The 20991-nt window shown below is 70.9% G+C and carries 22 protein-coding genes; 11 read left to right on the top strand and 11 right to left on the bottom strand.

Annotated elements, in window-relative coordinates:
* Window positions 1–2: 2 nt before the first annotated feature.
* Both greA and N8N77_RS03130 read right to left on the bottom strand, forming a co-directional pair.
* Complete coding sequence (gene greA, locus N8N77_RS03135) at window positions 3–485, bottom strand: transcription elongation factor GreA (protein ID WP_261164571.1); 483 nt, start codon at window positions 483–485, stop codon at window positions 3–5.
* 75 nt (window positions 486–560) lie between these two features.
* Entirely contained in the window at window positions 561–950 is a 390-nt protein-coding gene (locus N8N77_RS03130) for a DUF4307 domain-containing protein (RefSeq protein ID WP_261164570.1), read from the bottom strand.
* 61 nt (window positions 951–1011) lie between these two features.
* Between N8N77_RS03130 and N8N77_RS03125 the strand changes: the two genes are divergently transcribed.
* Window positions 1012–1266 (top strand): hypothetical protein, encoded by a 255-nt coding sequence (locus N8N77_RS03125; RefSeq protein ID WP_261164569.1) that lies wholly within the window; start codon window positions 1012–1014, stop codon window positions 1264–1266.
* Window positions 1267–1278: 12 nt separating this feature from the next.
* Here N8N77_RS03125 and N8N77_RS03120 read toward each other — a convergent pair whose 3' ends face one another.
* Complete coding sequence (locus N8N77_RS03120) at window positions 1279–2001, bottom strand: hemolysin III family protein (RefSeq protein WP_261164567.1); 723 nt, start codon at window positions 1999–2001, stop codon at window positions 1279–1281.
* A 90-nt stretch (window positions 2002–2091) separates the two neighbouring features.
* Between N8N77_RS03120 and N8N77_RS03115 the strand changes: the two genes are divergently transcribed.
* The 3 genes from N8N77_RS03115 (at window position 2092) to N8N77_RS03105 (ending at window position 5575) form a co-directional block, all read left to right on the top strand.
* The gene (locus tag N8N77_RS03115; RefSeq protein WP_261164566.1) at window positions 2092–2877 is read left to right on the top strand and encodes an isoprenyl transferase; all 786 of its coding nucleotides are present in this window, start codon (window positions 2092–2094) and stop codon (window positions 2875–2877) included.
* A gap of 37 nt (window positions 2878–2914) precedes the next feature.
* The gene (locus tag N8N77_RS03110; RefSeq protein WP_261164565.1) at window positions 2915–4033 is read left to right on the top strand and encodes an aminotransferase class V-fold PLP-dependent enzyme; all 1119 of its coding nucleotides are present in this window, start codon (window positions 2915–2917) and stop codon (window positions 4031–4033) included.
* 183 nt (window positions 4034–4216) lie between these two features.
* On the top strand, window positions 4217–5575 hold the full coding sequence (locus N8N77_RS03105; protein ID WP_396652767.1) for a PhoH family protein: 1359 nt from the start codon (window positions 4217–4219) through the stop codon (window positions 5573–5575).
* Window positions 5576–5696: 121 nt separating this feature from the next.
* Here the strand turns inward: N8N77_RS03105 and N8N77_RS03100 are convergent, their stop codons facing one another.
* Complete coding sequence (locus N8N77_RS03100; protein WP_261164564.1) at window positions 5697–7763, bottom strand: prolyl oligopeptidase family protein; 2067 nt, start codon at window positions 7761–7763, stop codon at window positions 5697–5699.
* A gap of 109 nt (window positions 7764–7872) precedes the next feature.
* Here N8N77_RS03100 and N8N77_RS03095 point away from each other — a divergent pair, with 109 nt between their 5' ends.
* The 3 genes from N8N77_RS03095 to N8N77_RS03085 all read left to right on the top strand — a co-directional run bounded on the left by N8N77_RS03095 (window position 7873) and on the right by N8N77_RS03085 (window position 11084).
* On the top strand, window positions 7873–10110 hold the full coding sequence (locus N8N77_RS03095; protein WP_261164562.1) for a carbon starvation CstA family protein: 2238 nt from the start codon (window positions 7873–7875) through the stop codon (window positions 10108–10110).
* Window positions 10110–10334, top strand: a complete 225-nt coding sequence (locus N8N77_RS03090; protein ID WP_261164561.1) for a YbdD/YjiX family protein — start codon at window positions 10110–10112, stop codon at window positions 10332–10334. The genes N8N77_RS03095 and N8N77_RS03090 overlap by 1 nt, the downstream gene beginning before the upstream one ends.
* A 114-nt stretch (window positions 10335–10448) precedes the next feature.
* On the top strand, window positions 10449–11084 hold the full coding sequence (locus N8N77_RS03085; protein ID WP_261164559.1) for a TIGR00645 family protein: 636 nt from the start codon (window positions 10449–10451) through the stop codon (window positions 11082–11084).
* Between the two features lie 57 nt (window positions 11085–11141).
* Here the strand turns inward: N8N77_RS03085 and N8N77_RS03080 are convergent, their stop codons facing one another.
* From N8N77_RS03080 to xseA, 5 genes are read right to left on the bottom strand one after another with little or no spacing between them, the layout of a single operon-like run.
* Window positions 11142–12536 carry a class II fumarate hydratase gene (locus N8N77_RS03080; protein ID WP_261164557.1) on the bottom strand — a complete coding sequence of 465 codons (1395 nt, stop codon included), beginning with the start codon at window positions 12534–12536 and terminating at the stop codon, window positions 11142–11144.
* A 15-nt stretch (window positions 12537–12551) separates the two neighbouring features.
* Window positions 12552–13202: a carbonic anhydrase gene (locus tag N8N77_RS03075; protein WP_261164555.1), complete on the bottom strand. Its 651-nt coding sequence runs from the start codon at window positions 13200–13202 to the stop codon at window positions 12552–12554.
* On the bottom strand, window positions 13199–13813 hold the full coding sequence (locus N8N77_RS03070; protein ID WP_261164554.1) for a DUF4245 domain-containing protein: 615 nt from the start codon (window positions 13811–13813) through the stop codon (window positions 13199–13201). Before N8N77_RS03070 ends, N8N77_RS03075 begins: the two co-directional genes overlap by 4 nt.
* Complete coding sequence (locus tag N8N77_RS03065) at window positions 13813–14040, bottom strand: exodeoxyribonuclease VII small subunit (RefSeq protein ID WP_261164553.1); 228 nt, start codon at window positions 14038–14040, stop codon at window positions 13813–13815. Before N8N77_RS03065 ends, N8N77_RS03070 begins: the two co-directional genes overlap by 1 nt.
* 10 nt (window positions 14041–14050) lie before the next feature.
* Window positions 14051–15349: an exodeoxyribonuclease VII large subunit gene (gene xseA / locus N8N77_RS03060; RefSeq protein WP_261165598.1), complete on the bottom strand. Its 1299-nt coding sequence runs from the start codon at window positions 15347–15349 to the stop codon at window positions 14051–14053.
* A gap of 91 nt (window positions 15350–15440) precedes the next feature.
* Here xseA and N8N77_RS03055 point away from each other — a divergent pair, with 91 nt between their 5' ends.
* Complete coding sequence (locus N8N77_RS03055) at window positions 15441–16463, top strand: 4-hydroxy-3-methylbut-2-enyl diphosphate reductase (protein WP_261165597.1); 1023 nt, start codon at window positions 15441–15443, stop codon at window positions 16461–16463.
* Window positions 16460–17035, top strand: coding sequence for a DUF6264 family protein (locus tag N8N77_RS03050; protein ID WP_261164551.1), 576 nt, complete (start codon window positions 16460–16462; stop codon window positions 17033–17035). Before N8N77_RS03055 ends, N8N77_RS03050 begins: the two co-directional genes overlap by 4 nt.
* Before the next feature lie 59 nt (window positions 17036–17094).
* Here the strand turns inward: N8N77_RS03050 and fbaA are convergent, their stop codons facing one another.
* On the bottom strand, window positions 17095–18123 hold the full coding sequence (fbaA, locus tag N8N77_RS03045; protein WP_261164549.1) for a class II fructose-bisphosphate aldolase: 1029 nt from the start codon (window positions 18121–18123) through the stop codon (window positions 17095–17097).
* Between the two features lie 184 nt (window positions 18124–18307).
* Between fbaA and glpX the strand changes: the two genes are divergently transcribed.
* Together glpX and N8N77_RS03035 are read left to right on the top strand one after the other, a co-directional pair.
* Complete coding sequence (gene glpX / locus N8N77_RS03040) at window positions 18308–19291, top strand: class II fructose-bisphosphatase (RefSeq protein WP_261164547.1); 984 nt, start codon at window positions 18308–18310, stop codon at window positions 19289–19291.
* 70 nt (window positions 19292–19361) lie between these two features.
* Window positions 19362–19631: a UDP-N-acetylmuramyl pentapeptide phosphotransferase gene (locus N8N77_RS03035; RefSeq protein WP_261164546.1), complete on the top strand. Its 270-nt coding sequence runs from the start codon at window positions 19362–19364 to the stop codon at window positions 19629–19631.
* Window positions 19632–19667: 36 nt separating this feature from the next.
* Here N8N77_RS03035 and N8N77_RS03030 read toward each other — a convergent pair whose 3' ends face one another.
* A complete protein-coding gene (locus N8N77_RS03030) occupies window positions 19668–20936 on the bottom strand; it encodes a DNA recombination protein RmuC (RefSeq protein WP_261164545.1) in 1269 nt (422 codons plus the stop codon).
* Window positions 20937–20991 lie beyond the last annotated feature (55 nt).

Raw genomic sequence — 20991 nt, 5'->3', positions numbered from 1 at the left:
CGTCAGCCGACGAAGGTCTCGACCTTGATGATCTCGACGGGGATCTGCTTGCCGTTGGGCGCCTCGTAGGAGGTCTTGTCGCCCTCCTTGAGGCCCAGGATCGCCGCGCCCAGCGGGCTCTTCTCGCTGTACACGTCGAGGTCGGTGCCACCGGCGATCTCGCGGCTGCCGAGCAGGAAGCGCTCCTCATCGCCGAGGATGAGCGCGGTGACGACGGTGCCGGACTGCACCGTGCCGTCGGACTGAGGCGCCTCGCCGACGACGGCGTCCTTGAGCAGCGCCTGCAGCGTGCGGATGCGGGCCTCCTGCTTGCCCTGCTCGTCCTTGGCGGCGTGGTAGCCGCCGTTCTCGCGAAGGTCGCCCTCCTCGCGGGCGGCCTCGATGCGCTTGGCGATCTCCTCTCGGCCCACCGTGCTGAGGTGCTCGAGCTCGGCGGCGAGGCGGTCGTAGGCCTCCTGAGTGAGGAACGTGGTGTCGTTCGACACGGCTTTATCCCTTCGTAGCAGGATGTGAAAGACGCCCCGGCACCGGCCGGGGCGTCAAGGTTCTGGTGCGTCAGCCTACGACACCCGGCAGGAGTTCACCAAACCGGTCGTCGCCTCCGCGACGGTCGGCACGGTCTCCCGGTGCTGCTGCGCGTGACTCTCGGTGGCGGGGTACTCGAACACCTTCCATCCCACGACGCCGAAGTCCTCGTCGAGTGCCTCGAGCACACACACGACATCGCGGCCGAGGGGAGCGGTGAACTGGAACGACACCTCCACGGCGCGCTCATCGACCACCTCGAAGCCGAGGTCGTCGACTCCGACGTCGTCGATGGTGGACGCCACCGTCGTCCACGTCAGCCATCCCACCGCGAGCGCCGCGAAAGCGCCGATCGTGATCCATCCCGCGCGGCGACCGCGGCGAGTGCGTCCGTATCGCTCGTCGAGCTCGGCCTTGGTGGTCACGGAATCTCCGGGGGAAGGAACGTAGGCTGGTACTCCAGGCTACGTCGGGAATGAGGACAGAATGCACGGACTCGGCTGGATCGTCGCGCAGGCGGTCACGCCCACCCCCACCCCGACCGTCGACCCCGACCAGGTGACGCCGGGTCCGCTCGGCTTCGCCGTGGTCGCGCTCCTCGTCGTCGTGGTCGTGCTGCTCGTGCTCGACATGCTGCGCCGGGTGCGCCGCGTGCGGTACCGCGAGGAGGCGAACGAGGCGCTCGATGCCGAGGAGGCGGCCGCCCGCGGCGACGGCGTCGAGGACGACCGCGGCCGCTGAGCGGTTCGCCCGTCAGGCGGGACCGTTGAAGGGCGGGTTGATCGCCAGCAGCAGCGCGGCGGTCCAGTGGCACAGGAACGCCAGCACCGTGCACACGTGGAAGATCTCGTGGAAGCCGAAGTGCCGAGGCCACGGGTTGGGGCGCTTCATGGCGTACACGACCGCTCCGATCGTGTAGAGCACGCCGCCGACGATGACGAGGATCACCATTGCCAAGTTCGCCTCGAACAGCTGCGGCATGTACATCACGGCCGCCCAGCCGAGGGCCAAATACAGCGCCACGTAGAGCCATCGGGGAGCCCCGATCCACAGCACGCGGAACAGGATCCCCAGCAGTGCGCCGCTCCACACGACGACGAGCAGGATCGTCCCCTCCGGGAACGGCAGAGCGAGCAACGCGATCGGGGTGTAGGTGCCGGCGATCAGCAGGAGGATGTTGGCGTGGTCGATGCGCTTGAGGATCGCCTTGACGGTCGGGCTCCAGTCGAACCGGTGGTACATGGCCGAGTTGCCGAACAGCAGCAGCGACGACGCCATGAACACGGTCGACGCCCACTTCGCCGTCGCGCCCTCCGCGAGACTGATGAGCACGACCCCCGTGACGATCGCCACGGGGAAGGTACCGGCGTGGATCCAGCCGCGCCACGTCGGCTTGACGTCGACGACCGCGTCGACGGCGGAGGCTTCGATGAGGGGCAGCTGCGGGACCTCGGGGGCGCGCGAACGTCGGCTCATGGTCCGAGACTACGTGCGAATTCATGCCGCCCGGTGCACGCGTCGGCCGCGTCCAGGCATCCCGCCCGAGCGCGTGACTAGGGTGGATCCGTGAACAGCGGACGTTCGGGGCAGGGGCTCGGTCCCCTCTACCGGCTCTACACCGCGCGGCTGCGGCGCGAGATCGATCGGGCCGCCGTGCCGCACCATGTCGCGATGATGATCGACGGCAACCGGCGCTGGGCCCGACAGCTCGGCCTACGTACGCCCGCGGACGGCCACCGCGCGGGTGCCCGGAAGATGGTCGAGTTCCTCGAGTGGTGCGACGAGCTCGGGGTGGGCGTCGTCACGCTCTACCTGCTCTCCAATGACAACGTGCGCAAGCGCGACGCCGCCGAGCTGAGCGATCTCATCGAGATCATCGAGGGGCTCGCCCACCGCCTCGCGGGGCGGGGCGACTGGCGCGTGCAGCACGTGGGCCGCGTCGACGACCTTCCCGACTCCCTCGTCATGGCGCTGCGCGATGCGGAGGAGCGCACGGGCGGCAACACCGGCCTGCACGTCAACCTGGCCGTCGGGTACGGCGGGCGCGCCGAGATCGTCGATGCCGTGCGCAAGATCATCCAGAAGCACGACGAGCGCGGCGGCTCCCTCGAGGAGCTGGCGGCCAGCCTCACCCCCGAGGTCATCGGCGAGCACCTGTACACCGGCGGCCAGCCGGACCCGGATCTCGTGATCCGTACGAGCGGGGAGCAGCGACTCAGCGACTTCCTCGTGTGGCAGAGCGCGCACAGCGAGTTCTACTTCGTGGAGGCGCTGGGCCCCGACCTGCGGCGCATCGACTTCCTCCGCGCGATCCGCGACTACGCCAGTCGCGAGCGCCGTTTCGGCGGCTGACCCGGCGCCGCGTCCCCGCGGGTGTCATGATGATCGAGTGAGCAGCATCTCGGACTATCGGGCAACCTTCACCGGCGAGCCCGGTTACCTCAACTTCGCGGCGTTCGGGCCGCTCTCGGCGACGGTGCGGGACGAGGTCGTCGCCGACGTCAACATGCTCGGCACCGGTCGCGCGTCGAGCATCGACCACGTCGCCGGGCGCGTGCGCGAGGCGCGGGAGGCCGTCGCCGAGCTGCTGGGCGGCGTGGCCGACGAGGTGACGCTGCAGCCCTCGACCAGCTACGGCATGGCGCAGGCCGTGTTCGGGCTCGAGGGCGGCGTGCTGGCCTCGGCGGCCGAGTTCCCGACGATCCCGACCCTCATCGTCCGCGCCGCGGAGTCCTTCGGTCGGGTGACGCCGCAGTGGATGACCCCGCCGTCGGGCTTCGTCACGCCGGAGGCGGTCGCCGACGCGCTGCGCGACGACACGCGCGCGCTCGTCGTGAGCTCCGTCGATTCGCGCACCGGATTCCGCGCCGACCTGCGCGCGCTGCGCGAGGTGCTGGGCGAGGACCGGCTGCTCATCGTCGATGACACGCAGGGCTTCGGCACGATCGTCGCCGACTACGCCGCCGCCGATGTGGTCTGCGGCCACGGGTACAAGTGGCTGCGGGCGGGCCGCGGCACGGGCTTCGCGTGGTTCGGGGCACGGGCGCGCGAGGTCATCCGTCCCGTGCTCTCGGGCCACGTGGCGACCGAGGCGGGCATCGCCTTCGACGAGGTGCCCCCGCCCCACCCCACCGCCCAGGCCTACCGGCTCTCCGAGCCCGACTGGCTGGCGGCGAGCCGACTGGCCGCGGCCGTGAGCGAGGTGGCGGCGGTCGGCGTGGCGGCGATCCAGGACGAGCTGGGCTCGCTCACGGACCGCGTCATCGCGCTCGCCGACGCCCACGGCATGCGGGTGCTCACGCCGCGCGAGCCCGAGCGGCGCGCCGGATTCGTCGCCCTGGCGCCGCGACCCGAGCACGTCGCTCCGCTGGCCGCCGCGCTCGCGAACCGCGGCGTGACCGTGACCTCGCGCAGCAACCTCATCCGCGTCGCCCCGCACGTGGGCACGGACGACGAGACCTTCGGCATGCTCGCCGACGCGCTGGCCGCGGCGCCGCGCGGCGCGTAGTCGCCGGGAATTCACGAACCCGTAATCCGACACGCCCGGCGTGCCGTGCGCGCGGACGCGCGCGCGGCCATACGTTCATGCCATCGGACAAGGCGTCCGATCGGGTCGACCATCTGGATCTCGACTCGTGGCCAACGGTCGACTCGCTGTGAGCCGGGCAGAGCCCGGGGCGGGGAGTGGGTTGTGACCACTGGCAACACGGTGCAGCGTCGGCAGCGTTCCGCTCGCGAAACGGTGCAGGAGCAGGACCAGGATCTGCGGACGTATGTGCTCGACACGTCGGTGCTCCTGAGCGATCCGCGCGCGTTCTTCCGATTCGCCGAGCACTCCGTGGTGATCCCGGTCGTCGTGGTGGGCGAGCTCGAGGGCAAGCGCCACGACCCGGAGCTCGGCTATTTCGCCCGGCAGGCGCTGCGCCATCTCGACGATCTGCGCATCGAACACGGCCGCCTCGACTTCCCCGTTCCCGTCGGCGCGGGCGGCACGCTGCGCGTGGAACTGAACAACACCGATCAGTCGGTGCTGCCCAGCGGAATCCGGCTCAGCGACAACGACAGCCGCATCCTGGCGGTGGCGATGCATCTGCAGCAGGACGGGCAGTCCGTGACGGTGGTCTCCAAGGACCTGCCGATGCGCGTGAAGGCCGCCTCGCTCGGTCTGGCTGCCGAGGAGTACCTGGCGGAGCAGGCGGTGGACTCGGGCTGGACGGGCCTTGCCTCGCTCGCGCTGTCGGGCGACGAGATGGCCGATCTGTACGAGGCGGAGGTCGGCGTGCACGACGACCTCGTGGGCATCCCGGTCAACACCGGCCTCGTCATCCAGTCCGAGCGGGGGTCCGCCCTCGGCAGGGTCACGGGGGAGGGCGCGTATCGCCTGGTGCGCGGGGACAGCGATGTGTTCGGCCTGCACGGCCGCTCGGCCGAGCAACGGATCGCGATCGACCTGCTGACCGACCCCGAGGTCGGCATCGTCTCGCTGGGCGGCAAGGCAGGCACCGGCAAGTCGGCGCTGGCGCTGTGCGCCGGCCTCGAAGCGGTCCTCGAGAAGCAGCAGCAGAAGAAGATCATCGTCTTCCGGCCGCTGTTCGCCGTGGGCGGGCAGGAGCTGGGCTATCTGCCCGGCGACCAGGCGGAGAAGATGAACCCCTGGGGCCAGGCGGTGTTCGACACGCTCGGCTCGGTCGTGTCGCAAAACGTGCTCGATGAGGTCGTGGAGCGCGGGATGCTCGAGGTGCTGCCGCTCACCCACATTCGCGGCCGCTCCCTGCACGACGCGTTCGTGATCGTCGACGAGGCCCAGTCGCTCGAGCGCAACGTGCTGCTCACCGTCCTGAGCCGGATCGGGCAGAACTCCAAGGTGGTGCTCACGCACGACGTGCAGCAGCGCGACAACCTGCGCGTCGGGCGCCACGACGGCATCGCGAGCGTGATCGAGACGCTGAAGGGGCACGGCCTGTTCGCCCACATCACCCTGACGCGCTCGGAGCGGTCGGCGATCGCGGCGCTCGTGACCGACCTGCTGGAGGTCGGCGAGCTGGCCTGAGAGGCGCGGCGCACCCCGCCCGCATCCCTCGGTCGACGTCCGCCCCCGCGGCCGTCGACCGAGGCGTCAGGCGCGTCAGGCAGACGCGTCGACGGCCGTCGCGGCGACGCCCGAGCCGAGGCTAGGGCGTCAGCCCCGTGAAACGGGCGGCGAAGGCGAGCTGATCCGCGAACTCCCGGGCCTGCGCGTCGCGGGGCTTGCCCATGCCGTGACCGGCGCGGGTGTCGACCGAGAGCAGGATCGGTGCGTCCCCACCCTGCGCGTGCTGCAGGGCGGCGGCGAACTGGAAGGAGTGGCCCGGGACGACGCGGTCGTCGTGATCGCCCGTCGTGATGAGCGTGGGCGGATAGGCGCGCCCTTCGACGACGTTGTGCAGCGGCGAGTAGGCGCGCAGGTAGCCGAACGCCTCGGGATCGTCCGGGTCGCCGTAGTCGCTGGTCCACGCCCACCCGATGGTGAAGCGGTGGAAGCGCAGCATGTCGAGCACGCCCACGCCCGGCAGCACCGCCGCCCACAGCTCGGGCCGCTGCGTGAGCGCGGCACCGGCGAGCAGCCCGCCGTTCGAGCGGCCGTGCAGCGCGAGCTGCTGCGGCGTGGTGATGCCGTCGACGATGAGGCGCTCGGCGACGGCGAAGAGGTCGTCGAAGACGTTCTGCTTGCGCTCCTTCGTGCCCGCCTTGTGCCAGTCGGAGCCGAACTCGCCGCCGCCGCGCAGGTTTGGCACGACGAGCGTGCCGCCCGCCTGCACCCAGGCGGCGAAGATCGCGCGATAGCCGGGGTTCATGGGGATGTTGAAGCCGCCATAGCCCCACATGAGGGTCGGGCGCGGACCGTCGGGGGCTCCCTCGGGGGTGACGAGGAACGCCGGCACGACCGTGCCGTCGGCGCTCGCCGCGTGGATCCGCGTGGTGGCGGCAGGGATCGCGCCGGCGGTCGGGTCGGGCAATGTGCGGTGCGAGACGACCCGTCGTCCGTTCACGATGATCTCGTGGCGGGTGCCCGGGTCGACGAAGCCCTGCGTCTTCACAAACACGGTGTCGCTCGCCGCGACGGCGTCGGAGTTCTCGATGGAGACGCCGCTGCCGAGGGGCAGCTCGTCGCCGAGCGCGCCGTCGTCACCCGCCAGCTGCATCCGGTGCGACGCGTCGTGCGAGTACGTGAGCACGAGCCCGCTCGCGGTGAGGGCGGCGTCGAGCAGCACGTCCTCGGCATGCTGCGGCACGATCTCCCGCAGTGTGGCGGCGGGATCGTCCGCGGCGAGATCGAACGCGACGAGCCGGTAGCGGGGGGCGTCGGCGTCGGTGACGACGTACAGCAGGTCGCCACGAACGCCGACCGCGTTCCACTCGCGCTCATGACCGGTCGCGAGCGCACGCAGGGCAGACATCGGCTCCTCATGGCGCCTCACCGCCAGGTCGTTGCCGCTGGACGAGCCGGTGTCGGTCGAGAACACGAACCACTTGTCGTCGCGCGGCCACTGGCGGCCGAAGGTGCGCGGCTCCTCCGGCCGGGTGAACAGTACCTCGTCCTCGGAGACGGGCGTGCCGAGACGATGCAGCATGAGGCGGCCCGCGCCCATCTGATCCACCAGCGGGTCGTCGCTCGGGGCGTCGTATGCCCAGTAGGTGAAGGAGCGGCCGCCGGGCTGCCACACCGGCAGGTTCCACTTCGTCCACTCGATCACGTCGTCCACGTCGTCGCCCGTGGCGACATCGCGCACGCGGATGGTGCGCCAGTCGCTGCCGCCGTCCGCGACGCCGTAGGCCATGAGCGACCCGTCGGGGCTCGGCGACGTGGCCGTGACGGCCACGGTGCCGTCCGGGGAGAGGTCGTTCGGATCCAGCAGCACCCGTGCGTCCTCGAGGCCGTCGGCGTCGTCGGCGACGACGAGCACATCCTGATTGCGCCCATCGCCGTGCCACGCGAACAGGCGCCCGCCCCGCTGCAGCGGGACGCCGCGTGTCGGCCGGGAGAGCAGCTCGGTCAGGCGTTCCCGGAACGCCCCGCGGGCGGGCAGCGCCGCGAGGATCGGCTCGGCGAAGTCGTTCTGGGCCTCGATGAACGCGCGCGTCTCGGCGCTGTCGGCGTCCTCCAGCCACCGGTACGGCGCGGCGATCCGTTCCACGGATCCGTCGGGGAGGGTGAACTCGTCGATGGTGTCGCCGCGGCGGACCTCGGGATAGCGCATCCCCTCACCCTATTGCGAGCGCGTGCCGCGAGCCGGCGCGCTCCGGCACCGCCTACGCTGTGTGTGGTTGTCGGATCAAGGGATCCGCGCAGACAAAGGAGTCCAAGCCATGAGCCAGCAGACAGGGTCCGTGCCACAAGCGCCATCGGAGCTGCCACCCGTCGCCGCCACCGCGGAGCCGCGGTGGACGCCGTTGAAGATCGCCGTCTGGGTCGCGATCGCCCTCCTCGGCGGCCTGGCGTGGGTGATGCTCGCCATCGTGCGCGGCGAAACGGTGAACGCCATCTGGTTCGTGTTCGCCGCCGTGTGCACCTACCTCATCTTCTACCGCTTCTACTCGAGGTACATCGAGAAGAAGATCGTGCGCCCCGACGACACGCGCGCCACGCCCGCCGAGTACCGCGCGGACGGGAAGGACTACGTCGCCACCGATCGGCGCGTGCTCTTCGGTCATCACTTCGCGGCCATCGCGGGAGCCGGGCCTCTCGTCGGCCCCGTGCTGGCGGCGCAGATGGGATATCTGCCGGGCACCCTGTGGATCATCGTCGGCGTGGTGCTGGCCGGGGCGGTGCAGGACTACCTCGTGATGTTCTTCTCCATGCGGCGCGGCGGTCGCTCGCTCGGCCAGATGGCCCGCGACGAGCTCGGGCGCTTCGGAGGGGCGGCGGCGATCCTCGCGACGCTGCTCATCATGATCATCATCACGGCGATCCTCGCTCTCGTCGTGGTCAACGCCCTCGCCGAGAGCCCGTGGGGCGTGTTCTCGGTCGCCATGACGATCCCGATCGCGCTGTTCATGGGCGCCTACCTGCGTTGGATCCGCCCGGGCAAGATCGCGGAGGTCTCCCTCATCGGCTTCGTACTGCTCATGGCGGCGATCATCGGCGGCGGCATGGTCGCCGAGACGGAGTGGGGCCAGGCGCTGTTCACGCTCGACAAGGTCACGATCGCCTGGGGCATCATCATCTACGGGTTCGTCGCGGCCGTGCTGCCGGTGTGGATCCTGCTCGCGCCCCGCGACTACCTGTCGACGTTCATGAAGATCGGCGTGATCGTCGCGCTCGCCGTCGCGATCGTCATCGTACGCCCCGAGATCTCTGTGCCCGCCTTCAGCGAGTTCGCCGGCGGCGAGACCGGTCCCGTATGGGCCGGGCCGCTGTTCCCGTTCCTGTTCGTGACGATCGCGTGCGGCGCGTTGAGCGGCTTCCACGCGCTCATCTCGTCGGGCACGACGCCGAAGATGGTGGAGAAGGAACGGCAGACGCGCTTCATCGGCTACGGCGGCATGCTCATGGAGTCGTTCGTCGCGATCATGGCGCTCGTGGCGGCCATCTCGATCGACCGCGGCATCTACTTCGCGATGAACTCCTCGGCCGCCGCCACGCTCGGCACCGTCGAGGGCGCCGTGGCGTGGGTGAACAGCCTCGGACTGACGGGTGTGAACCTCACTCCCGAGGCCCTCACGAACCTCGCCCATCTCGTGGGCGAGGAGACGATCGTCTCACGCACGGGCGGCGCCCCCACCCTTGCGGTGGGCCTCGCCGTCATCATGGGGCAGTGGATCGGCGGCCAGGCGATGATGGGCTTCTGGTATCACTTCGCCATCATGTTCGAGGCGCTGTTCATCCTCACCGCCGTCGACGCCGGCACGCGCGTGGCACGCTTCATGCTGCAGGACTCGATCGGCAACGTCGTGCCGCGCTTCAAGGACACCTCGTGGCGGCTCGGCGCATGGCTGTGCACCGCGATCATGGTGGCAGGGTGGGGTGCCGTGCTGCTGATGGGCGTGACCGATCCGCTCGGCGGCATCAACACCCTCTTCCCGCTGTTCGGTATCGCGAACCAGCTGCTGGCGTCCATCGCGCTCGCGGTCGTGCTCACGATCGTCGCGCGCCGGCGCACCTTCCGCTCGCTCTGGATCGTCGCGCTGCCGCTGGCGTTCGTCACCGTGGTGACGACGGTCGCGTCGCTGTACAAGATCTTCTCGCCGGTGCCCGCGGTGGGCTACTGGGCGCAGCACGTCGCCTTCCGCGATGCGCTCGCGGCGGGGGAGACGTCGTTCGGCACGGCGCCCGATGTGCCGGCGATGGAGGCGGTCGTGCGCAACACCTTCATCCAGGGCACGCTCTCGATCGTGTTCCTCGTGCTCACGCTCATCGTCATCACGGCCTCGATCGTGCGGGTCGTGCAGGCACTGCGTGCGGACGCGGTGATCGACAACGAGGAGCCCGCGGTCCCCTCGCGCCGGTTCGCGCCGGCGGGGCTCATCCCGACCGCGGAGGAGCGTGACCTCGAGAAGCGGTGGGAGGCCCTGCCCGAGGACGTCAAGCCGGTCAGGGGGCACTGATGTCGGGCTTCGCCTCTCCCGCTGCCGGCGTGCGAGCCGTGCTGGCGCGCGGTTGGCGGGCGCTGAGCTGGTACGCGCGGGGTGTGACGGGCGAGTCGCGGTATGACGCGTATGTCGCGCACGCGCGCGTCGCGCACCCCGACTGCGAGCCACTGAGCGCACGCGAGTACTGGCGGCGCGTCTACCGCGAGCAGGGCGCCAATCCCGGCGCGAGGTGCTGCTGATCGAACGCGATCGGCGAGGGGACGGCGGGCACACCCGCCGTCCCCTCGTGCGTCTGTGCGTGCGCGTCATCTCGCCCGAATAGAATCGTGCGGCTTGACACAGAGAGGGCAACCGTGACGACACAGACCCCACCGACCGCACCGCCATCGTCCCCGAGCCGCACGCCCGCGCGAGGGGCGCTCGGGTACTTCATCTTCGCGAGCCGGTGGCTGCAGGCCCCGCTCTACGTGGGACTGATCGTCGCCCAGGTGGTGTACGTCATCGTCTTCATGGTCGACCTGTGGCACCTGATTGAGACGGTCTTCCATGACATCTCGCACCTCAACGAGGCGACGATCATGCTCGCGGTGCTCGGCCTCATCGACGTCGTCATGATCGCGAACCTGCTCATCATGGTGATCATGGGCGGCTATGAGATCTTCGTCTCCCGCCTGCGCATCAACGACCACCCCGATCAGCCGGACTGGCTCAACCACGTCAACGCCAATGTGCTGAAGGTGAAGCTGGCGATCTCGATCATCAGCATCTCGTCGATCCACCTGCTGCGCACGTTCATCGAGGTGGGTGACATCGGCGCCCACACGGACGAGTCCGTCACGGGGGAGACCTACACGAGCGAGGGCGTGTTCTGGCAGGTGGTGATCCACCTCGCCTTCATCGTGTCGGCGCTCGCCCTGGCGTGGATCGACAAGGTCTCGGCGCGGCATCCGGCGGTCGAGCCGTCGGAGATCCCCGCCGACATGCGCTGAGTCCGGGCACGGCAAAGGGGCGGCGGGCCCGGCCCGCCGCCCCTTCGCGTTCCCGGCTCAGCCCGGGTGGGTCATCGAGAGCAGGTCGAGGCGCTCGTCCAGCTCCGCCTCGGTGATCTCGCCGCGCTCCACGTAGCCGAGGTCGATGACCGCCTCGCGCACCGTGATGCCCCTGGCGACCGAGTGCTTGGCGATCTTGGCGGCGGCCTCGTAGCCGATCACCTTGTTCAGCGGCGTGACGATCGAGGGGCTCATGCCCGCCAGCGCCGTCACGCGCTCGAGGTTGGCCTTGAGACCGACGATCGTCTTGTCGGCCAGCACGCGCGTGGCGTTGGCGAGCAGACGGATCGACTCCAGCAGGGCGGTGCCCATGACGGGGATCGCCACGTTCAGCTCGAACGAGCCCGACGCGCCGGCCCACGCGACCGTGGCGTCGTTGCCGATGACGCGCGCGCACACCATCAGGGTGGCCTCGGGCACGACCGGGTTCACCTTGCCCGGCATGATCGACGAGCCGGGCTGCAGGTCGGGCAGGTGCAGCTCGCCGAGGCCGGTGTTCGGGCCGGAACCCATCCAGCGCAGGTCGTTGTTGATCTTCGTCAGCGACACCGCGATCGTGCGCAGCGCGCCCGATGCCTCGACGAGTCCGTCGCGGTTCGCCTGCGCCTCGAAGTGGTCCTGCGCCTCGGTGATGGGCAGACCGGTCTCGGCGACCAGCAGCTCGAGCACCTTCTGCGGGAAGCCCTGCGGGGTGTTGATGCCGGTGCCGACGGCCGTGCCGCCCAGCGGCACCTCCGCCACGCGGGGCAGGGCGGCCTCGACGCGCTCGATGCCCAGGCGCATCTGCCGGGCATACCCGCCGAACTCCTGCCCCAGCGTCACGGGGGTCGCGTCCATGAGGTGGGTGCGGCCCGACTTGACGACCGTCTTCCACTCCTCGGCCTTGTCCTCGAGGGCCTTGGCGAGGTGGTCGAGCGCGGGCACGAGGTCCGAGACGAGCGCCTCGGTCACGGCCACGTGCACGGAGGTGGGGAAGACGTCGTTCGAGGACTGGGAGGCGTTGACGTGGTCGTTGGGGTGCACGTCGCGACCGAGACGCTGCGTCGCGAGCGTCGAGAGCACCTCGTTCATGTTCATGTTGGACGAGGTGCCGGACCCGGTCTGGTACGTGTCGACCGGGAACTCGCCGTCGTGCGCGCCCGTGACGACCTGGTCCGCGGCCCACGCGATCGCGTCGGCGATCTCGCCGTCGAGCGTGCCCAGCTCCTTGTTGGCGAGCGCCGCGGCCTTCTTGATCCGGGCGAGTGCGGCGATCTGGCGCGACTCGAGGCCCGTGCCCGAGATCGGGAAGTTCTCGACCGCGCGCTGGGTCTGGGCGCGGTACAGCGCGTTCTTGGGAACGCGCACCTCGCCCATCGTGTCGTGTTCGATCCGGTACTCGGTCTCGGTCACTTCTTCCTCCGGAGTTCAGGCCGCGGACGCGGCTCCCAGGACGACGTCGGGCACGACCGTGCCCTCGGCCAGGCGGTAGTTGGCGCCGACGATGCCGAGGCGACCCTCGGCGACGGCGTCGCTGATCAGTTCGGACGACTGCAGGATCGCCGTCACGGTCTGGCGCAGGTGGCGACGGCCGACCAGCTCGGCGTCGACGGTCTCGTACGTGACGCCATCGGCGGCCCCCGCGTGCAGCTCCGCGCGCACCGACGGCACGATGGGCGAGATGGTGCGCCAGATGTGCGGCGGCAGCGGCGGCTGCGCGACATCGAAGCTGTCGATCGCGGCGCGCACGGCGCCGCACGCGTCGTGTCCGAGCACGACGATGAGGGGAACCTTCAGCACCTCGACGGCGTACTCCAGCGAGCCCATGATCGACTCGCCCGTGACCTGGCCGGCGTTGCGCACGACGAACAGGTCTCCGAGGCCCATGTCGAAGATGATCTCGGCCGCCAGTCGCGAGTCCGAGCAGCCGAACAGTGCCGCCCGCGGCGTCTGCGCCGCGGAGACCTCCGCGCGCCGGGCCACGTCCTGGTGGGGGTGGGCGGGGGTGCCCGCCACGAACCGGGCGTTGCCTGCCATCATCTCTGCCCAGGCCTCTGCCGGGGCGATCGCGTCCGTCATTCCGCTCCTTCCTGCAGCGCACGCACCTGGTCGGCCACAAGCCCGGCCAGTTCGGCGGTGGTCTCGGGGGAGGCCGATCCGTACAGCAGCACGTGATCGGCTCCCGCCTGGGTGCCCAGCGCGTACGAGACATTCCCATGGTCCTCGGGGCGCGAGATCTCGTAGCGCTGCCACGCGACTCCGTCGATCGTGATCTCGCCGGTCGGTGCCGCGCCTCCGAGCTGCTGCGACGCCCACGTGTCGTCCGCGTCGAATCCCTGCGCCAGGTCGAGGAAGCTGATCTCGTCGGGGGTGTACACCACCTGCCACACCGAGGGCGCGCCGGGCTGGACCTCGGCCACATTGACGCCCCACGACGCGGGGACCTCCGCGACGACGACGTCGCGCTGATACGTCTCCGAGACGCGCGAGGCGACCTCGGCGACGTCGATGGGGGGCCGCTCCGGGGGCGTGCCCCGCGGCACGGCGAAGAAGATCACGGCCACGACCGCCACGCTCACGGCAAGGGCGATGAGGAGGTTGGTGAAGGTCTGGCTCTGTCGGTACGCCGCCGAGCGCGCGGCCTTCTGGGCGGCGATCTCCTCCGCCGACTGCTCGGGGTACTCCGCCATCACTCGTCCTCGTCGGCGCCGGGGCGCGCGGCGTCGAGCCGGCTCTTCGCGCCGCGCAGCCACTCCTCGCAGCGCGCCGCGAGTGCCTCGCCGCGTTCCCACAGGGCCAGCGAGTGCTCGAGCGTCGGTGCGCCCTGCTCCAGCTCGGCGACCACGCGCACGAGCTCGTCGCGTGCCTGTTCGAACGAGAGCTCCGCGACGTCGGCGGGAGCGGGCTGGTCGGTCATCCCTTCCATCCTATTCGGCGGCGGGAACGCCCGCCGGTCCCTGGTCCGCCGGCCCCTCGCTCACGGCGGCCACGGAGCCGCGATCGAGAGTGACGACGAGGCGCGTGCCGGCCGGTGCCTGCTGGGCGTCCCGCACGATCACGCCGCCGTCCGTATGCGCGATGGCGTAGCCGCGGGCGAGCGTGGCGGCGGGGGAGAGAGCGCGCAGGGAGGCCCGCAGCTCGGCGGTGCGGGCCTCGGCGGTGTGGATGCGGCGGCCCACGAGGTCGCGCCCCCGCGCCGCGAGCAGGAACACCTCCTGTGCGCGGTCGCGCACGATCCGCTCCGGGTCGCGCAGGGCGGGGCGGGAGCGCAGCTGCTCCAGTTGCGCGATGTCGTGCTGCACGCGCTGCGTGACGCGCATCCTGGCCCGCGACCGCAGTTGCGCGACGAGCGCGCGCTGCTCGCCCACGTCGGGGACGACGCGCTTGGCGGCGTCCGTGGGCGTGGAGGCCCGCAGGTCGGCGACGTCGTCGAGCAGCGGGCGGTCGTTCTCGTGCCCGATCGCGCTCACGACGGGCGTGCGCGCGGCCGCGACGGCGCGCAGCAGCCGTTCGTCACTGAACCCGAGGAGCGTCTGCGGATCGCCGCCGCCTCGGGCGATCACAATCACGTCGACCTCGGGGTCCTCATCGAGCCGCTTGAGCGCCGCGAGCGTCTCCGGAACGCAGCGGTCGCCCTGCACGGCGGCGTACTCGGTGCGGAAGCGCACCTCGGGCCAGCGAAGCTCGGCGTTGCGGTGCACGTCCTTCTCGGCATCGCTGCGCTCGCCCGTGATGAGGCCGATGCAGTGCGGCAGGAACGGCAGCGGCTTCTTGCGGGCGGCGTCGAAGAGCCCCTCGGCGCGCAGCTGCGCCCGCAGGCGCTCGAGGCGCTCGAGCTGTTCGCCCAGCCCGACGTGCTTCATGGCCGTGACCTGGAAGGAGAAGTCGCCGGCCCGCACGAAGTAGTCGGCCTTGACGCAGGCGACCACGTGATCGCCGATCTTGAGGTCGGCCGGGATGCGCGCGCGCACGCTCGACCAGATCCGGATGGAGATCTGTGCCTCGGACTGGCTGTCCTTCAGCCGCGCGAAGATGTTGCCCGCGCGCACGTTCCACGACGTGATCTCGCCCTCGACCCACACGGAGCCCCAGCGCTCGATGAAGCCGCGGATCGTCTGGTTCAGCCGGGCGATCGAGGTGGGCGCGCTGGGCGTGGAATCGCGCGGCGCGACGCTGTCGGGAGGGGGCGCCTGACCCGGTACCGGATCGGCCTGGAAGGTGGTCACGGCGGCTGCCTTCCTGAGGTCGTGGACTCGGCCGACGCTCATGTGCCGACCGTAGACTGGGCGGGTGAGCACCACCGCCATTTCGCTTCCCATGCCGCGCATCCCGGCACGTCGTGAGCGCCTCCAGGATAACGAGGTGCGCGGACACAAGCGCGTGCTGCTCGCGGCGCCCCGCGGCTACTGCGCCGGCGTCGACCGTGCGGTGATCACCGTCGAGAAGGCGCTCGAGCGCTACGGCGCCCCCGTGTACGTGCGCAAGCAGATCGTGCACAACATCCACGTGGTGCGGGAGCTCGAGGAGAAGGGCGCGATCTTCGTCGAGGAGGTCGACGAGGTGCCCGAGGGCGCGCACGTCGTCTTCAGCGCGCACGGTGTCTCGCCGGCCGTGGTCGACGCGGCCGCCGACCGTGGCCTTCAGGCCATCGACGCCTCCTGCCCGCTCGTGACCAAGGTGCACCGCGAGGCCAAGCGCTTTGCCCGCGATGACTACCAGATCCTGCTCGTCGGCCACGAGGGCCACGAGGAGGTGGAGGGCACGGCGGGGGAGGCCCCCGAGCACGTCACCATCGTGAACAACCCCGACGAGGCGGACACCGTCGAGGTCGCCGATCCGTCGAAGCTCGTGTGGCTGTCGCAGACCACGCTGTCGGTGGACGAGACGATGGAGACCGTCCGCCGCCTGCGCGACCGCTTCCCGCAGCTGCAGGATCCGCCCTCGGACGACATCTGCTACGCGACGCAGAATCGCCAGGTGGCGATCAAGAAGGTGGCGAAGGACGCCGACCTCGTGATCGTCGTCGGATCGGCGAACTCCTCCAACAGCGTGCGCCTCGTCGAGGTGGCGCTGGAGTACGGGGCCAAGGCCGCCTACCGCGTCGACTACGCCGACGAGGTCAAGCAGGAATGGCTCGACGGCGTCGAGACGATCGGCGTGACGAGCGGCGCATCGGTGCCCGAGGTACTCGTGCAGGAGCTGCTGCGCGAGCTCGCCCACGCGGGCTATGTGGATGTCGAAGAGGTGAAGACGGCCGAGGAGGATCTGATCTTCTCGCTGCCCAAGGAGCTCCGCGGCGACGGCCAGCCTCGCGGCGGACGGGTCGGGGCCACGGCGTGAGTGAGGCGCTGCCCCCTCGCCCGCACGGCGACGAGCAGCCCCGGCCGCCGCGCCCGCAGTTCGGCGAGTACGCCTCGCCCGAGGAGCAGCAGCGCCGCATCCAGGCCAACCCCCTCCCGGTGCCGACGCCGGCACCGGCCGCGGGGGCGGAGGAACCGGCCCCCGTCGTCCCCGTCGCCGGCAGCGGGGCGAGCACGGGCCGCCTCATCGACCGCGTCGTCACCGTCGCCCTGCTCGTCTACGGCCTGCTCAACGTGATCGTGACGATCCCGCAGCTCACCGACTACGTCACGTACGCCGAGAACCTGCTGGGGATGATGGGCGTGGACGCGACGCTCTCCGATCCGGCCGGCGGGCGGGGATGGGGTGTGGCGGCGGCGCTCGTGATGGGCCTCGGCTGGCTCGCCACGGCGGCGCTGTCGTACCTTCGCCTGCGCGCCGGGCGGACGGCGTTCTGGATCCCGATCGTGGGCGCCGTCGTGTTCCTCGGGGCGTCGGGCCTGCTGATGACGGTGCCGCTGCTGAACGATCCCGCCGTGCTCGATGCCATCATGCGCGCCGGCACCCCGTAGCGCCATCACACGACAAAGCGCCCGGTGCCACCGGCACCGGGCGCTTTCGTCGGGTGGAATCAGCCCTTGCTCTGACCGGCCGATCCGAGCTGCTGGGCGGCCTCGACGACACGGGCGGCCATCGCCGTCTCGGCGACCTTGCCCCACGCGCGCGGGTCGTACTGCTTCTTGTTGCCGACCTCGCCGTCGACCTTCAGCACGCCCTCGTAGTTCGAGAACATGTAGCCGGCGATCGAGCGCGTGAACGCGTACTGCGTGTCGGTGTCGATGTTCATCTTGATCACGCCGTTGGCGACGGCGGTGGCGATCTCCTCGGCGGTCGATCCGCTGCCGCCGTGGAAGACGAGGTCGAGCGGCTTGGGGCCGGTGCCGAACGCCGCGGCGATGCCCTCCTGGATCTCGCCCAGCAGCTCGGGCCGCAGCTTGACGCCGCCGGGCTTGTAGACGCCGTGGACGTTTCCGAAGGTGAGGGCGGCGATGTAGCGGCCCTTCTCGCCGAGCCCGAGCGCCTCGACGGCCTTCGTCACGTCGCCGACGGTCGTGTAGAGCGCCTCGTTCGAGCCCTCGTGCTTGACGCCGTCCTCCTCGCCGCCGACGACGCCGACCTCGATCTCGAGGATCGAGCCGATCGCGCTGGTACGGGGCAGCAGACCCGCCGCGATCTCGATGTTCTCGTCGAGCGGCACGGCCGAGCCGTCCCACATGTGGGAGTTGAACAGCGGCTCGCCGCCGGCCTTCACCTGCTCCTCGCTCGCCTCGAGCACCGGCAGCAGGAAGCCGTCGAGGGCCTCCTTCGGGCAGTGGTCGGTGTGCACGGCCACGGTGGTGGGATAGTTCTTGGCGACGGTGCGCACGTACTGCGCCATCGCGATCGCACCGGTGGCGCGGCCCTTGACGGTGTGGCCGGCGAAGTAGTCGGCGCCGCCCGTGGTGACCTGCAGGATGCCGTCGGATCCGGCCTCGGCCAGCCCCTGCAGCACGGCGTTGATGGTCTGCGAGCTCGACACGTTGATGGCGGGGTAGGCGAAGCCGCCCGCCTTCGCGCGGTCGAGCATCTCGGCGTACTGGTCGGGTGTGGCGACGGGCATGTCTGGCTCCTCCGGTCGACGTCTGTCGCGTCTCACTCTACTCAGCGGTGGCCCGCCAGACACCGTGCCGGTGAGGCCCGGGCGCGGCGTGAGACATGACAGGAACGAAAGAATCGACGATCCTTCGCGAGCCGCGCGCCCGCCGCTCCGGTCGTCGCCGCATGCGTCCGCATAGGCTCGCAGCATGCAGACCGCCGACGACATGATCCCGCTCCGTCCCGACCGCAACATCGCCCTCGAGCTCGTGCGCGCCACCGAGGCCGCGGCGATCCGCTCCGTGCCCTTCATCGGCCGCGGCGACAAGGAGGCGGCCGACGGCGCGGCGGTCGACGGCATGCGCGCGTTCCTCGCGACGGTCGACTTCGACGGCGTCGTGGTGATCGGCGAGGGCGAGAAGGACAACGCCCCCATGCTCTACAACGGCGAGCACGTGGGCACGGGCGAGGGGCGCGCCTACGACATCGCGGTCGATCCGATCGACGGCACCTCGCTGACGGCCGCTGGGCGTCAGAACGCGCTCTCGGTCATCGCGCTGTCGGACCGCGGCACCATGCTCGACGCGTCGAGCGTCTTCTACATGGACAAGCTCGTCACGGGTCCCGCGGGGGTGGGTGTCGTCGACATCCGGCTGCCGATCGGCGAGAACATCCGGCGGCTGGCCAAGGCGCTCGACAAGCCCGTGGACGAGATGGTCGTCTCGGTACTCAACCGCCCGCGGCACGAGAAGCTCATCGATGAGATCCGGGAGGCCGGCGCCGGCACGCGGCTCATGTCGGATGGCGACGTGGCCGGCGGCATCAACGCGGCGCGCCACAACGCGCGCACCGACATGTGCGTGGGGATCGGCGGCAGCCCGGAGGGGATCGTCACGGCGTGCGCCATCAAGGCGCTCGGCGGGCACATCCAGGGCCGGCTGTGGCCCCGCGATGATGACGAGCGGCAGAAGGGCATCGACGCGGGTCTGAAGATGGACCACGTCTACGAGGCGGACGAGCTCGTCCGTGGCAACAACACGCTCTTCGTCGCGACCGGCGTGACCGACGGCCAGCTCGTCGCCGGGGTGCGCCGCAGCGGCGACTACGTCTACACCGAGAGCGTGGTGCTGCGCAGCCACTCGGGCACGCTGCGTCGCGTCTCGTCGGAGCACCTCGTCTCGAAGTGGCTCTGAGCGCCGGGCGCACAGGGCCGGCGCGCCGGGCGATCGTGACGGGGCTGTGACGGCCCCCTCGCCTCCGACCGTGGCACAATCGAAGGAGGCGGTCGAGAAGGGGCATCGCGTCCGCGATGTCGAGCGCCGGGAGCAGACGGATATGGCGACGCAGAACTCATCAGGTCCCGTCACGGGCGCTCAGGCGGTCGTGAAAGACGCCGTCGACCCAGCACGTCGGCCCGACGTGCTGCTGCGGGTCCGGCGCGAGCCGGGCGAGGAGCTCAGCCCGTGGTGGAACATCGGGGCCTTCGTTGTGTTCTCCGTCGCCGTGGTGAGCCTGCTCAGCTTCATCCCCTGAGCCGGCCCGTCGCGGATCCGCGCTGGCGCTGGGCCCCTAGAGGCGCCCCCGCACGTCGCCGAGATCCGCGGCGATCGAGCCCGCCTCGACATCCGCGTCGAGGTCGAGCAGCTCGGGTGCCGTGAGGGGTCGCGGCGTCGCCTCGAGCGGCGCCGGCGCCTCGGCCTGGCCGAGTTTGGAGCCGTCGATGCCGGGGAAGCGCCGCGCGGTGACGAGCACGCGGTTCTCGAGTGAGCCGACGAGCTGGTTGTACGCCTCCACGGTGCGCTCGATCGCGCGGCGCATGCCGTTCGCGTGCGACGCGAGTGACCCCAGGCGGTCGTAGAGCTGGTTGCCGAGCTCGAAGAGCGTGCGCGCCTCCTGCGAGACCTCCTGCTGGGTCCACGAGTACGCGACCGTCTTGAGCACCGCCCAGAGGTTGACCGGCGAGGCGAGCGCGACGCGCTTGCCGAACGCGTACTCCAGCAGCGTCGGATCCTCCGACAGTGCGGCCGACAGCACCGCCTCGGACGGGATGAAGCACACGACGAACTCGGGCCCGGCGTCGAGGCCCGCCCAGTACGACTTCTTCGCGAGGGCGTCGACGTGGGCCCGCACGGCCCGCACGTGCTTCTGCAGCAGCGCCTGGCGTCGCGCGAGCTCGTCGGCGGCGGCGGCGTCCGGGATCGCCGCCGCGTCGAGGAAGGCATCGAGCGGGGCCTTCGCATCCACGGCGATCGAGGTGCCACCGGGCAGGCGCACGACCATGTCGGGGCGGCCCGCCCCTGCGTCGGAGGTGATCGACGCCTGCAGGTCGAAGTCGACGCGGTGCAGGAGGCCGGCGGCCTCGACGATGCGACGCAGCTGCGTCTCGCCCCACACCCCGCGCGATGTCGTCGAGCGCAGCGCGCCGGCGAGCGACTCGGTCGTCGCGCGCAGCTGCTCGTCGGCGGCCTGCGCGGCCCGCAGCTGCTCGGCCACCTGCCCGAACTGCTCCTGACGCGCGCTCTCCATGGCGTCGACGCGCTCCTGCATGCGCCGCAGGCTCTCCTGCACGGGCGACAGCGCGCGCAGCACGGCGGCCTCCTGCCGCGCCCGCTCGGCCTCCTGCGCCCGCTCCGCGCGGGCGTGCTCGACGGCGTCGCGCCGCAGGTCTTCCGCGCGTTCCAGCGCCAGCCGCAGCCCGGCGAGCTCGGCGTCCCTCGCCGCGAGTGCGGCCGACGCGCGGCCGTCCGCGTGTCCCGCCCGGGCGGCGCGAGCGAGCCAGCCGAGGGCCGCCCCGGCGAGCAGGGCCAGCGCCACGAGAACCACCGTCGTCGCATCCATGCGTCCCATCCTGAAGGGGGCCACCGACACCGCGGTGCCGCCGAGCCGCCGGCGG

It is taken from the genome of Microbacterium sp. Marseille-Q6965 (assembly GCF_946151065.1).
In the GTDB taxonomy this organism is placed as follows: domain Bacteria; phylum Actinomycetota; class Actinomycetes; order Actinomycetales; family Microbacteriaceae; genus Microbacterium.
This window is presented reverse-complemented; position numbering and strand designations above follow the sequence as displayed.